12 protein-coding genes are annotated in these 12,176 nt (G+C 54.3%); 7 read left to right on the top strand and 5 right to left on the bottom strand.

The window, feature by feature from the left end:
- Positions 1-33 precede the first annotated feature (33 nt).
- On the bottom strand, positions 34-435 hold the full coding sequence (locus H8B09_RS25050; RefSeq protein ID WP_191206325.1) for a TerB family tellurite resistance protein: 402 nt from the start codon (positions 433-435) through the stop codon (positions 34-36).
- 252 nt (positions 436-687) lie between these two features.
- Here H8B09_RS25050 and H8B09_RS25045 point away from each other — a divergent pair, with 252 nt between their 5' ends.
- Both H8B09_RS25045 and H8B09_RS25040 read left to right on the top strand, forming a co-directional pair.
- Positions 688-2,553 (top strand): AbfB domain-containing protein, encoded by a 1,866-nt coding sequence (locus H8B09_RS25045; protein WP_191206324.1) that lies wholly within the window; start codon positions 688-690, stop codon positions 2,551-2,553.
- Positions 2,554-2,888: 335 nt separating this feature from the next.
- Entirely contained in the window at positions 2,889-3,218 is a 330-nt protein-coding gene (locus H8B09_RS25040; RefSeq protein WP_191206323.1) for a DUF4870 domain-containing protein, read from the top strand.
- A 267-nt stretch (positions 3,219-3,485) separates the two neighbouring features.
- Here H8B09_RS25040 and H8B09_RS25035 read toward each other — a convergent pair whose 3' ends face one another.
- Complete coding sequence (locus H8B09_RS25035) at positions 3,486-4,457, bottom strand: alpha/beta hydrolase (protein ID WP_191206322.1); 972 nt, start codon at positions 4,455-4,457, stop codon at positions 3,486-3,488.
- Between the two features lie 163 nt (positions 4,458-4,620).
- Between H8B09_RS25035 and H8B09_RS25030 the strand changes: the two genes are divergently transcribed.
- The gene (locus tag H8B09_RS25030) at positions 4,621-5,493 is read left to right on the top strand and encodes an alpha/beta fold hydrolase (RefSeq protein WP_191206321.1); all 873 of its coding nucleotides are present in this window, start codon (positions 4,621-4,623) and stop codon (positions 5,491-5,493) included.
- Positions 5,494-5,844: 351 nt separating this feature from the next.
- Here H8B09_RS25030 and nagA read toward each other — a convergent pair whose 3' ends face one another.
- The 3 genes from nagA to H8B09_RS25015 are packed head-to-tail and all read right to left on the bottom strand — an operon-like array spanning position 5,845 to position 8,611.
- Positions 5,845-7,026 (bottom strand): N-acetylglucosamine-6-phosphate deacetylase, encoded by a 1,182-nt coding sequence (gene nagA, locus H8B09_RS25025; RefSeq protein ID WP_191206320.1) that lies wholly within the window; start codon positions 7,024-7,026, stop codon positions 5,845-5,847.
- The gene (gene nagB / locus H8B09_RS25020; RefSeq protein WP_191206319.1) at positions 7,023-7,751 is read right to left on the bottom strand and encodes a glucosamine-6-phosphate deaminase; all 729 of its coding nucleotides are present in this window, start codon (positions 7,749-7,751) and stop codon (positions 7,023-7,025) included. The genes nagA and nagB overlap by 4 nt, the downstream gene beginning before the upstream one ends.
- Positions 7,748-8,611: a MurR/RpiR family transcriptional regulator gene (locus H8B09_RS25015; protein WP_318152756.1), complete on the bottom strand. Its 864-nt coding sequence runs from the start codon at positions 8,609-8,611 to the stop codon at positions 7,748-7,750. The genes nagB and H8B09_RS25015 overlap by 4 nt, the downstream gene beginning before the upstream one ends.
- Positions 8,612-8,953: 342 nt before the next feature.
- Here H8B09_RS25015 and H8B09_RS25010 point away from each other — a divergent pair, with 342 nt between their 5' ends.
- The 4 genes from H8B09_RS25010 to H8B09_RS24995 are packed head-to-tail and all read left to right on the top strand — an operon-like array spanning position 8,954 to position 12,176.
- Positions 8,954-9,823: a PRD domain-containing protein gene (locus H8B09_RS25010; protein ID WP_224753973.1), complete on the top strand. Its 870-nt coding sequence runs from the start codon at positions 8,954-8,956 to the stop codon at positions 9,821-9,823.
- Positions 9,824-9,860: 37 nt separating this feature from the next.
- Positions 9,861-10,367 carry a PTS sugar transporter subunit IIA gene (locus H8B09_RS25005; protein ID WP_191206317.1) on the top strand — a complete coding sequence of 169 codons (507 nt, stop codon included), beginning with the start codon at positions 9,861-9,863 and terminating at the stop codon, positions 10,365-10,367.
- A 33-nt stretch (positions 10,368-10,400) separates the two neighbouring features.
- On the top strand, positions 10,401-11,855 hold the full coding sequence (gene nagE / locus H8B09_RS25000) for an N-acetylglucosamine-specific PTS transporter subunit IIBC (protein WP_191206316.1): 1,455 nt from the start codon (positions 10,401-10,403) through the stop codon (positions 11,853-11,855).
- A gap of 60 nt (positions 11,856-11,915) precedes the next feature.
- Positions 11,916-12,176 (top strand): HPr family phosphocarrier protein, encoded by a 261-nt coding sequence (locus H8B09_RS24995; RefSeq protein WP_191206315.1) that lies wholly within the window; start codon positions 11,916-11,918, stop codon positions 12,174-12,176.

Raw genomic sequence — 12,176 nt, 5'->3', positions numbered from 1 at the left:
GTATTTTTTATACTTAAGACCAAGACGCCAACCTTATGGCATATCCAAAATCAGCTTAACGCCCTCGATCTTCAGCTTGTCCAGCTGAATGACCCATCCCTTAAACGCCTCGTATTTCTCGTCGGAGATATCAAACCGCTGCTTCATCTCCATGATGACGGCTTTCTCATCGTCGTTGAAGTCGCCATCTACATAGCAGAGCAGCAGGATCTCAACTAAGAATATATGCTGCACACGTTCATCCTGCACGCAGCCCAGAATATCCGCAATCGAGCGCGATGTCGCAGCCGCTGCTGGCAAGTCCAGTTCCGCCGCGATCATGCGCAGCCCGCCTTTCTCTTTCAAGTTAACGAAGCCATCGGCATTAGCTACGATATTCGCGAGCTCGAGGAAAGCTTCTTTATGCTCTTTCTGTTGCAAGAAGTGTAAAAACAAGCTGCCAGCTCCCTTATCTGTTATAGTCGTCGATGGTTCTTATTTTCGACATCCAATGTCGTTTTCCTATCGCTCACACGAGGATATATAGATCGACTTGGGAAGACCACCGAATTGTACATAAGTTTGTCACTCGAATGGTACGATTCGTTCATTCAAGCATGAATTGTTCACTTGTAAACGACAGGCGGCGAACTAGAATGGAGTTGGAAGCCCTTACCTATTTGATTAAATATGGAGGTGGATGATGAAATGAAGAAAGGTTTGATCGGCGTCCTGCTCGTCGCTTTCTTCGTATCGCTGCTCGGCGTATCACCGGAACGGACGAGCGCAGCAAGCATCAGCATTACGAACGGCACGGATTGGGTGGACACTGCGGGCAATCCGATTAACGCGAACAGCGGCAACATTCTGCAAGTCGGCAGTACTTATTATTTGTATGGCGAGCATGCCGTCAGCGGCACGTTCGACAGCGTAAACGTATATACCTCCACGGATTTGAAGAACTGGACGTTCAAGAATGCGATTCTAACGAAAAATTCTGCTACGGAGCTGAACAGCAGCAAAATCGAGCGTCCGAAGGTCATCTACAATGCCTCAACAGGCAAATATGTGCTGTGGGCGCATTACGAGAATGGCACGGACTACGGCCTTGCACGCGTCGCGGTAGCGACAAGCAGTACGCCGGACGGCAATTTCACATATCAGGGCAGTTTCCGTCCGCTTGATTATGAATCCCGCGATATGACGGTATTCGTCGACACCAATGGTACAGGCTATCTCATTACCGCTTCCAAGAAGAATGGCGGAGCAAACGACACGATGGCCGTGTTCCAAATGAACGCCAGCTACACGGGTGTCACCACGTTCGTCGGTTGGTTGTTCGAGAACGCCTACCGCGAAGCGCCTGCTGTCGTCAAGAAGGGCTCGCGCTATTACTTGTTCACCTCCCAGGCATCCGGCTGGTATCCGAACCAAGGCGCTTACGCTACAGCGACATCGATGACCGGTACATGGTCGGCGCTGACGAACTTTGGCAACCCGTCTGCATTCGCTACGCAAATCCATGACATTGCGACGATTACAGGCAGCAGCACGACATCGTACATCTACATGGCCGATCGCTGGAATCCGCTCAACCTGAGCGATCACAAGCATATCTGGCTGCCGCTGACGCTCAATGATACAAGCGGAACCGCAACGCTGGAATGGTACTCCGACTGGTCCATCGATGCCGCGACTGGGGTCGTTACGACGCCTTCGCTGGTGAACCATGCTCAAGGCAAGACGGCTACCGCCAGCTCTGTCGCATCGGGTTCGTCAGCCTCGAATGCGAACGATGGTAACTACACGAACTCTTGGGCTGCTTCGTCCAGCTCTTGGCCGGCATGGTGGCAGGTTGACCTTGGATCGGTGAAGACGATTACCGAGGTAGACATTTCATGGTTTATGTACAAAGGGTCGGAAGGCTACTATAAGTACAAAATCGAAATCAGCAACGATGGCTCGACGTATTCAACGCTGGATATGACGGGCAATACGCGATACGGCTTCACGACCGACGCGGTACACTTCACGGCTCGTTACGTCCGCATCAACATGGTTACTGCGGTGTTGTTTAACAACCCCAACAACTGGTATACGCCAACACTGCATGAGGTGAAGCTGCTCGGCCCTTCAACGGCGGAAGCTACGGGTTACAGCACCTTTGCATCGTATAACTTCCCGACCTATAATATTCGCCACAGCAATTTCATAGCGCGGATCGACCCTAATGTCTCGCCGGTAGGGGACTCACAGTTCCGCGTCGTAACCGGCCTGGCCAGCTCGTCCGGTATTTCCTTGGAATCGGTTAACTACCCTGGTTATTTCCTGAAGCGCAATTCAAGCAACAAAATCGTGCTGGAGGCGTTCTCGAACACAGCAGCCTATAAGGCCGACGCGACATTCCTCGTTAACGCAGGCTGGGCCGACAGCTCTAAAGTGTCATTGCAGTCCTACAGCCAGCCTGGTTATTACATCCGCCACTACAACTATGTACTGCAGCTGGATCAGATCACATCGTCGAGCGATGCAACGACGAAGAGCGACGCTACGTTTACTAGAACGAATTTTTAATCGAATGGATAGCTTCAAGGGACAGTCCTCCCGAGCAAATCTCGGGGGAATTGTCCCTTTTTGGTTGTCCAATAAGCCCCGTTATGGAACGCCTCCGGGTTCTTGAACTTCATCTCGTTTGTAAAGAATAGAGCGCCGGATACCGGACACTTGCACTGTAGTCTGGGGGGAAACACGTTTATAGGTAGACGAGATCAACAAGATCAAGTAAAATTTGGTAGTAATCCGTAGAATTTTGACATATTATCTGTGGTTATCGGTCTTATTCGGATATCTAGCGATGTTCCTGATACTTGAGCTCTACCTGACAATAGACCAAGGAAGAGGTGCTGTTCATGCAAGAAACGCCCGTTCACTCGTTTGATCAAGCAGATGTTCAAAGCAACAAAGGGATGGCCATCGTCGCCTATATTCTATTTTTCATTCCGCTGATCGCTGCGGCGAATTCGCCGTTCGCAAGATATCATGCAAACCAGGGTCTGACCTTATTCATTACCTGTGTTGCACTTAACATCGTACTCGGCATCATTCCGTTTATTGGTTGGATGCTGCTCCCATTCGCTAACCTGGGATGCCTAGCGCTCGCAGTAATCGGTATTGCAAGCGCAGCACAAGGAGGCGCCAAGCCGCTTCCTATCATTGGCAAGTATACATTGATTAAGTAAATTGTAAGACCGAGAGACCGCGTTGATACGGATGAGAGGGGCTATAACAGGCTGAAAGCGAAATGGCCTGTCGCAGCCCCTCTTCGGCGTCGGCTAGAGAGGGTTCTACCTTGTGACGAAGGAGTCAGGATCATCGTGGAGGAGGTTAGACGCGGAGATCGGTAAACCTTAGTTGCACGATATAACGATAAAGAAGGCAGTCGCTGCGGCGGCTGCCTTTATTGATTCCATTGTGACTGGCAGAATAAGCGCGGTTCCGCTGATGGGCTAGTCTTCGGAAAGGGAAGTGCCTGCATAAAAAATCAAATAATCGCTAAGCATGCCGCCCCAATAAGCCCCGTTATGGCCTCCCGGAGTACTAGACCAGGTGACATCGGCATCCTGCTCCTGCAGCAGCTCATAAAGTGCGTAATCCTGCACCGCGAGTTGATCGCTTGCACCTGCGTCCAGGTAGATCTTCATGTCTTGCAGTTTGCTCGGATCGGCAGCCAGCTTGAAAGGATCCCGAATGGAGCGCAGCTCGTCGTTCGGATAGAGCCAATCCCGCTGATCGGTAAACTGGTCGCTGGATGAATAGTTCCATATGGCGGCGCTGTGGGCGCCGATTCGGCTAAACAGATCACGATGATTCAATCCGAGGTACAACGAGGCGTAGCCTCCCATGGATATGCCGCCTATGTACCTGCCTGCTCTTGCGGTCTGTGTGCTGAAATGCGTATCCATGTAGGGGATGATTTCTTGAATCAGATAGTCCTCATAGGGGCCAATGCTGACGCTTCCGGGGTCTTGACCTTCATCCGGCTTGGAATTGACGCCGAAGCTGTTCCCGTATTCCGGTTCGACGATGATAAGGGGATCGATCTGACCGCTCTGAATAAGACGATCCGTAACCGATTGAAGACTGAGATAGGCAGCATAATCGCCATAATTCCCGCCGTATCCATGGAACAAATAGAGCACTGGGTATGGAGTCTTGGAGTTGTAGCCAGGAGGCAGATAGACGGACGCGTGCATTTCTCGACCGAGCAGCTTGCTGTCCACACGTACCTGCTCAATAGCCGAACTTGGATTAGCCTGCGCCTCCCCATCCCCCTGTTCCTGTTTCGAGGAAGAGGCCGTGTCATTGGTACTGCTTGCGGCAGCAGGGGTTTCAGCCTGAGGAGCTGACGCTCTCGGATAGAAGGCCGCTGCCAGCAAACAGACCGCTGCGAGCAAGGCAAGGCTAACAACATATTTCATGCGGGGAGCCCCCTTTCAGGTTCATGCAATGTTTTACTAAATTATTACATAATAGCTAAGGATATAACAGTTAACAGAGTCCCACATTCCTGCAGCCGACGTGGTCTTATGGTGACAATTTAACTGAGACGAGTAAGGTTGGGGGTTAAAAGGAGACCTGCATATGACTAAATCTATGCAAGAGACGAATAACGGTTCATTCCGTTTGTCGACGGTTCATTCGCAGGACGGAACAAGGATCGGATACCGAAGCGTCGGTCATGGGCCAGCACTTATTGTAGTCCCAGGCGTTCTGACGACCTCGGAACAATTCACAACATTCGCCCGTTCCTTATCGGACTCGTTGACTGTTCATATCTTGGATCGTCGGGGACGCGGGGAAAGCGGACCGCAGGGCCCGGAATACTCGATGATTAAGGAATGCGAGGATATAAGAGCGGTTCAGGATGCTACTGGAGCGACTTATATTTTCGGCCATAGTTATGGGGGACTTGCGACCCTGGAGGCGGCATTAACGAATCTTTCATTCGCTAGGATAGCGCTTTACGAGCCGGGCGTACTTATTCATTCGGTGCCGACCGATTGGAATTGGATAGCTGATTATGAACAAGATCTGTCCCGACAAGACCTTAGAGGGGCATTCGCGACTTATGTACAAGGAGCGGGACAATCCCTCCTTACGCGGGTGCCCAGATGGCTTGCTAGACTTATCTTGTGTTTGACCGTACGCGGAGAGCGTTGGAGTCTCATAGCTCGCCTTTTGCATGAGAACCTGAATGAACAAAGAGAGCTGCGGCGCTTAGCGTCTAAGTACCGCCAATACGAGGCGATCGACGCCGATGTACTTCTAATGGCAGGCGGCAAAAGTCCGGAATTCGTGCACCAGATGATCCACGAATTAAATCATACGATACAGAGATCACAGGCAATGACGCTTCCTAAGCTGAATCACTTGTCGCCCGAGAATGGCCATAAGCCTATTCAAGTTGCGGAGCTTGTTAGAGCGTTTTTCTTAGAAAACGGGCAACTGAACTGAATTTAAACGCAGACGACAAGAGAGCCAGGACGTCACAAGCGATGACGGACCCGGCTCTGTGCATTAACGATCGACGATTACTTCGACTTCTTCTTCGCTGCGGAACGGCCTTGCTTCTTCGGGTCGTTCGACGGCGGCGCGGCATGCTGCGAGCCGTTAGGCTTAATTGAATCGGTCATGTCGTAGCTAGCTCCTTTCCAGAGAATCATGAGTAGTTATTTGCATATGTCTTAGTTTTATCCAGAAGGTGGGATCGTAGCTGCTTGGGCATGAACATCTGAAGGTCGCTTGGACGAGAAAAACACCGCACGAAGCGCGCTTCGTGCGGTGTTCTTAAATTATCCCCATTCGTTAGCGGACGATTTCCCGTCCGCCGATCCATACGCGCTCGAGCTCCAATTGATCGCTCAGCAGCAGGACGTCGGCCCGTTTGCCGGCCTCCAGCGTGCCTGTCACGCTGTCGATGCCGAGCTGGCGGGCCGGATTGCCGCTCGCCATGCGGCTCGCTTCCGCAATCGGCACGCCGACCTCGCGAACCATATGGCGCAGCGCGCCGATCATCGTGAGCGTGCTGCCCGCGAGATTGCCCGAATTGGTCAGTCGCGCAACGCCGCATGTCATCGTAACCGGCAACCCGCCTAGATGGTAATTGCCGTCGGGCATGCCGGCTGCAGCCATTGCATCGGTGACGAGGATGACCCGATCAGGCCCCTTAGCGCGGCGCAGCAGCTCGATGCCTGCGGCATGGACGTGATGGCCGTCGGCGATCACCTCGGCGATGATACGGTCGTCGGTCAGGACGGCGCCGACCGTGCCCGGCTCGCGGTGGTGATAAGGCCGCATTGCATTAAACGTATGCACCGCGTGGCGCAGCCCGCGATCCGCAGCCGCAATGATCTGATCGTACGTCGCATCCGTATGACCGCACGCAGGGACGATGCCGTGGCTGTTCAATCGCTCGATATAATCGAGCGCGCCATCCGACTCCGGTGCGAGTGTCTGGAGTCGGATGACGCCGGGATAACGGCTCACCCACTCCTCGAGCCATTCGGGCTGCGGCGGCAGGATGTAATCGGGGTTTTGCGCGCCCTTCCACTTGTCGCTGACGAACGGGCCTTCGAAGTGCACGCCGAGCACTTGCGCATAGGGCATAGGAGCTGCCATGAACCGACTGACGCGGTCAAGGACGCCGGTCAGCTCATCACGGGATGCCGTCAGCGAAGTGGCGAGGATGCCGGTCGTTCCGTGGCTGGCGTGGAATCGGGTAATCGCGCGCAGCCCTTCCTCGTCGGCATCCATGAAGTCATGTCCGGCGCCGCCGTGGACGTGGACGTCGATGAAGCCGGGAAGAACCCAGCCGCCGCCGCCGTCCATGACGTCGGCTTCGCCGACGATAGCGGCTGCCGCCGTTCCGCTGCCCAACGCCTCGATACGGCCTTCCGTCAGCTTAATCCAGCCATCCTCCAGTACGCCTTCAGGCGTAATCAGCTTAACGTTCGTCAGTATTAGCGAGTTCGTTGATGTGCCGCTCATGCCAGCTTCTCCGCTGCAGTCCGATCGAGCAGCACGACCAGATGCGGATGCGTCTGCAGCAGCGATGCCGGGCAATCGGTCGTGATCGGCCCTTGCAGCGCACGCTGCACGATGTCGGCTTTGTCCGCGCCCTTAACGACCAGCAGGATCATCTTCGCCTTCAGAATCGTGCCGACGCCCATCGTAATCGCTTGGCTTGGCACTTGCTCGATGGAATCGAAGAACCGAGCGTTCGCTTGGCGGGTTTCCTCCGCGAGGTCAACGACATGCGTTCCCCGAATGAGCGCGTGAGCAGGCTCATTAAAGCCGATGTGGCCGTTATGTCCAAGACCTAACAGCTGAAGGTCGATTTGGCCGGCGTCTTCGATCATCTCATCAAAGCGAGCGCATTCTGCCTTCGGATCGGGAGCATTGCCATTCGGAATATGCGCCTGAGACAACGGGATATCGATATGATCGAACAGATGCTGCCGCATGTAGGAGCGATAGCTCTCGGGATGCTCGTCGGGAAGGCCAATATACTCGTCCAGGTTGAACGTCGTGACGTTCTTGAAGCTGAACATGCCGCGATTGAAATCGCTCACCACATGCTTGTATAGGCCGACCGGCGTTCCGCCTGTCGCCAGGCCAAGCACCGCACGCTTATTGGTCTGCACGACGCCCGTAATGATGCCTGCGCCGGCTTCGTTCAATTTGTCATCCGAATCGAAAGTGAGGATGTTCATAGGGTAGTTCGCTCCTTTTTACCTGTATATTGTGTAACGGTCTGGAAGGATCGTTCCAGCCGCGGGACGTAGTCGTCGAAATGCTCGCTGACAAGACCGGTGAACAGAATATCGATCACATGCAGCATGGCCATCCGCGATGCCATGTCTCCTCTGCGCATGCCGGCTTCGGAGGAAGAGGTGTACAGACGGATGTCCGCGTAGTCGGTCAGTCCTTCGGCGCCGAAGCGGGTGATCGAGATCGTCGTCGCGCCTTGCTCGGCGGCGCAGCGCAGCGCGTTGATCGTTTCCAGCGTCTCTCCCGAATAAGAGATGCCGATGGCAACGTCATGCTTCGATAACGATGAAGCGGAGGTGAGCTGCATATGCGAATCCGTGAACACGGCGGCTGCTTTGCCGACCCGAATAAGCTTATGGAAGAAGTCCTGCGCCACAAGGCCTGAGGTCGCCGCCCCGTACAGATCGATTCGCGACGCTGCGTGCAGCGCTTCGATCGCCCTGCGAAGCTCGGCGATATCCAGGATGTGCGTCGTGTCCGTAATCGATCGAAGGTGATTGATCGTAATGGCCGATACGATGTCGGGAAGCGGATTCCCTGCCACGATATCCTGGTATTTGGACGTATCGGGAGGCTGCGCCAACTCGCCGGCGAGCTGCATCTTGAACTCTGCGAAGCTCTGAAATCGAAGCGTTCGGCAGAACCGGGACACCGTCGCGGTGCTGCTGCCTGCTTCTCTGGCCAGCTCGGTAATCGTCAGCCGGGCCGCTTCTTGCGGTCTGGAGAGGAGGAAAGCCGCAAGCTCTCGTTCCTTCGGGTTGAAGCTATCCATTTTGTCGCGAATCGTGTTCAGCAAGCTCACTTCTGCGCCTCCTTCCTTCACGAGGAAAATTAATTTCACAATAAATTTATATTTTAAGAAAAATATTTTCATATCTCTTGCTTCTAAGATAACGGATCGCAATGAAAACTGCAACTGCGAAATATTATCCCTCAACCATACAAAAGTTTCCCATTGACGAAAGCGCTATCTTTTTTTATATTTGAAACGGTTACAACAACGGCGTGTTACTGCGATGCAGGCATGAGCCGGGAGGAGGAACCGACCCTTATTAGGGATCGGCGCCTTTTCCCGGCTTTTTTCGTTGCAGATAGGCGTAACCGTGATTGCGCAGGGAAATCTATCGGTACGGGAGGGATTGGATTGACGTCAAGCGACAGCATGAAGGTGGAGAAGATCGTCGGCAACAATGTTGTGCTGACGGTAGATCCGGTAAGTTCCAAGGAGTACGTTCTGTTCGGTAAAGGCTTGGGGTTCGCCTGTAAGAATGAAGCAGTGATCCGTAAAGACGACACTCGTATCGAGCGAAGATATAAGCTCGACGAGGGAGATTCAAGAGAGCGGTATGAATCGCTCGTCGACGATCTCGACCCGGACGTCATCGAAGTTTCGGAGCGGATCATCGAAATGATGAAGGAGCGGCTAGGTACGCCGGTTCATCCCAAAGTGTACTTCGCTCTCCCCAATCATATTCAGTTCGCGGCGTATAGGCTGCGCAACGGGATGGCGATCAACAATCCGTTCCTGCTCGAGACGAAGCTGGGCTTCCCGAAGGAATTCGAAATCGCAGGCATTGCGGCGGAGATGATCGGGCGCAAGCTGGGCATTGAGGTGCCGGAGGACGAGACGGGTTTTCTGGCGCTGCACGTTCGTTCCGCATCGGTGACGATGCCGGTAGGAAGACTGGCGCTGTTGGCGGCGGCTATCAATGACACGGTAGCGCGGATCGAGAGCGGGCTTGGCATTGCCATTCCGAGGGACAGCAGAAGCTATCTCAGGCTCGTCGCCCATTTGCGCGAGGCATTCGAGTCGCTGACGGAGGGTCGTCAAGCCAAGAATCCGCTCACGGCGCATATTCGAGAAAGCCATCCGCTTGAGTTCGGCATCGCGTCAGACGCGATTCGCCAAGCGGCGGAGGCGCTAGGATTCACGGGCGCAATCGAGGACGAGGCCGGGTATTTGGCTTTAGCGTTGAATCGTTTCGTTCAGACGTTCGAGACGAAGCAGCAGTAGCATTTCTACAACAAGATCAGGCAAGGGGTGCATGGATATGTTAGGCAAATTATTCGGCGGCGGCAAAACAAAAACAAAGACGGTGGAGATCGCAGCGCCGCTCGCGGGGAAGCTCGTTCCGCTTGCGGAAGTGCCGGACGAGGCGTTCTCGCAAGGCTTCATGGGACCGGGAGCCGCTATTGAACCGGCCTCAGGTACGGTAACAGCGCCATTCGACGGAACGATCGGGCATCTGATCGATACCGGCCACGCTGTCGTGGTGGAGCATGAGTCGGGGCTGGAGCTGCTCATTCATGTCGGCATCAACACGGTCGAGATGAAAGGCGAAGGGTTTAAGCCCTTGGTCCGAACAGGAGACAGCGTGAAGAAGGGTCAGCCGCTTATCGAGGTCGATCTGGAACGCATTCGCGAAGCGGGTTATTCCGTCGTGACGCCGATCGTCGTCGCAAACGAGGACCTCGCCGAGTCGGTGGATAGCGCAAGCGGCAATGTCGCTGCGCAAGCGCCGGCCATTCTAACAGTTCATCTTAAGTCAGGCAAATAAGAAAATAAATTAAACGAGAAGGGGAATCCATTTATGTTGGCATTCTTGCAAAAGATCGGTAAATCGTTGATGCTGCCCGTTGCCGCATTGCCGGCTGCAGCGCTGCTGCTCCGTTTCGGCAGCATCGATTATGTCAAAGATTTCGGTTGGGGATCGTTCGGCGATTGGCTCAACCATTATATTGCGCCGTTCCTCGCGGCGGGCGGTTCGGCAATCTTCGATAACCTGCCGCTCATCTTCGCCATCGGCGTCGCGATCGGAATGGCGGGCGATGCCGTAGCGACGCTTGCGGCCGTTATCGCATATCTCGTGCTGCAGAATGTGCTGGAGAAGGTGCCGGTTGCATTCACGGGCATCGTCGGCAAAGATATGAAGCTCGACATGGGCGTACTTGGCGGCATTCTGGCAGGTCTCATCGCATCGTACATGTATAACCGATTCCATAATATTAAACTGCCGGATTGGCTCGGATTCTTCTCGGGCAAACGGTTCGTTCCGATCGTCACCTCGTTCGCGATGGTCATCGTCGGTCTGCTGTTCGGCTTGATCTGGGGTCCGGTGCAGAATGCGCTGGATCAATTCGGCAACTGGGTTGTCGGTCTGGGAGGCGTTGGCGCCTTCATCTACATGACGGCTAACCGTCTGCTCATTCCGTTTGGCTTGCATCACGTGATCAATTCCATCGCTTGGTTCCAGATCGGCAGCTACACCGATGCGGCAGGCAACGTCGTTCACGGCGACCTTCACCGTTTCTTCGCGGGCGACAAGTCTGCAGGCCTCTTCATGACGGGCTTCTTCCCGATGATGATGTTCGCGCTTCCGGCAGCGGCATTCGCGATCATTCATACGGCGAAGCCGGAGAAACGCAAGCTTGTCTCGTCCATCTTCGTCGGGGCAGCGTTCGCCTCGTTCCTGACAGGTATTACAGAGCCGCTTGAGTTCGCTTTCATGTTTGTCGCGCCTGCCCTGTACGTTGTTCACGCTATTCTGGCTGGCGCATCCGGCTGGCTGATGACATACCTTGGCGTCAAGCATGGCTTCGGCTTCTCGGCAGGCTTCTTGGATTATGCGATCAACTATCCGCTGGCGACGAAGCCGCTGTTGATCATTCCGGTCGGTATCGGTTTTGCTATCGTTTATTATTTCCTATTCCGGATCATCATCGTGAAGTTCAATCTGAAAACGCCTGGACGGGAAGACGGCGAGCTCGTCACGGACGGACAGGTGTCGGAAGGCGCAAGCGCACAACCTGCTAACGACAAGCCGGGTCAAGTGCTCGCGGCGCTTGGCGGACCGGGCAACATCCAATCGATCGACGCCTGCATCACCCGCTTGCGGCTCGTCGTGAAGGACGAGAAGGCCGTCAACGATGCAGAGCTTAAGAAGCTGGGGGCATCCGGCGTCATTCGCCTTAGCAAAGGCGCGGTGCAGGCGATTTTCGGCACGCAATCGGAGCGGTTGAAGGACGACATTAAGAAAAGATTATAAGAGGGTAGAACTCGAACTGAACTATAAGCGATCACAGATATATAGGAGGCAGGAGAAACCATGCAGAAAACATTTACAGTAGAGAATCCGACGGGCATTCACGCACGTCCCGCGCGCAAAATCGTTGAAGCGGCGAAGTCGTTCGACGGTGACGTTCTTCTGGAGAAGGGCGGAAGCCGGTTCAGCGCGAAGAGCCTGGTGAAGGTATTGTCGGTCGGCGCCAAGCAGGGCGATTCGATAACGGTCGTGGCGGAGGGAGAAGGTGCCGAAGCAGTAATCGACGCAGTCGGTGCAGTCCTCGTTCTGCAGGAAAGTCACTAA

The sequence above is a fragment of the Paenibacillus terricola genome (assembly GCF_014779765.1).
GTDB classification, from domain to species: Bacteria; Bacillota; Bacilli; order Paenibacillales; family Paenibacillaceae; genus Paenibacillus_T; species Paenibacillus_T terricola.
This window is presented reverse-complemented; position numbering and strand designations above follow the sequence as displayed.

Excerpts from the sequence above, each read along its gene's own strand:
- H8B09_RS25045 (WP_191206324.1), top strand. The coding sequence starts at position 688 with ATGAAGAAAGGTTTGATCGGCGTCCTGCTCGTCGCTTTCTTCGTATCG.
- H8B09_RS25040 (WP_191206323.1), top strand. The coding sequence starts at position 2,889 with ATGCAAGAAACGCCCGTTCACTCGTTTGATCAAGCAGATGTTCAAAGC.
- H8B09_RS25035 (WP_191206322.1), bottom strand. The coding sequence starts at position 4,457 with ATGAAATATGTTGTTAGCCTTGCCTTGCTCGCAGCGGTCTGTTTGCTG.
- H8B09_RS25030 (WP_191206321.1), top strand. The coding sequence starts at position 4,621 with ATGACTAAATCTATGCAAGAGACGAATAACGGTTCATTCCGTTTGTCG.
- nagA (WP_191206320.1), bottom strand. The coding sequence starts at position 7,026 with ATGAGCGGCACATCAACGAACTCGCTAATACTGACGAACGTTAAGCTG.
- nagB (WP_191206319.1), bottom strand. The coding sequence starts at position 7,751 with ATGAACATCCTCACTTTCGATTCGGATGACAAATTGAACGAAGCCGGC.
- H8B09_RS25005 (WP_191206317.1), top strand. The coding sequence starts at position 9,861 with ATGTTAGGCAAATTATTCGGCGGCGGCAAAACAAAAACAAAGACGGTG.
- nagE (WP_191206316.1), top strand. The coding sequence starts at position 10,401 with ATGTTGGCATTCTTGCAAAAGATCGGTAAATCGTTGATGCTGCCCGTT.
- H8B09_RS24995 (WP_191206315.1), top strand. The coding sequence starts at position 11,916 with ATGCAGAAAACATTTACAGTAGAGAATCCGACGGGCATTCACGCACGT.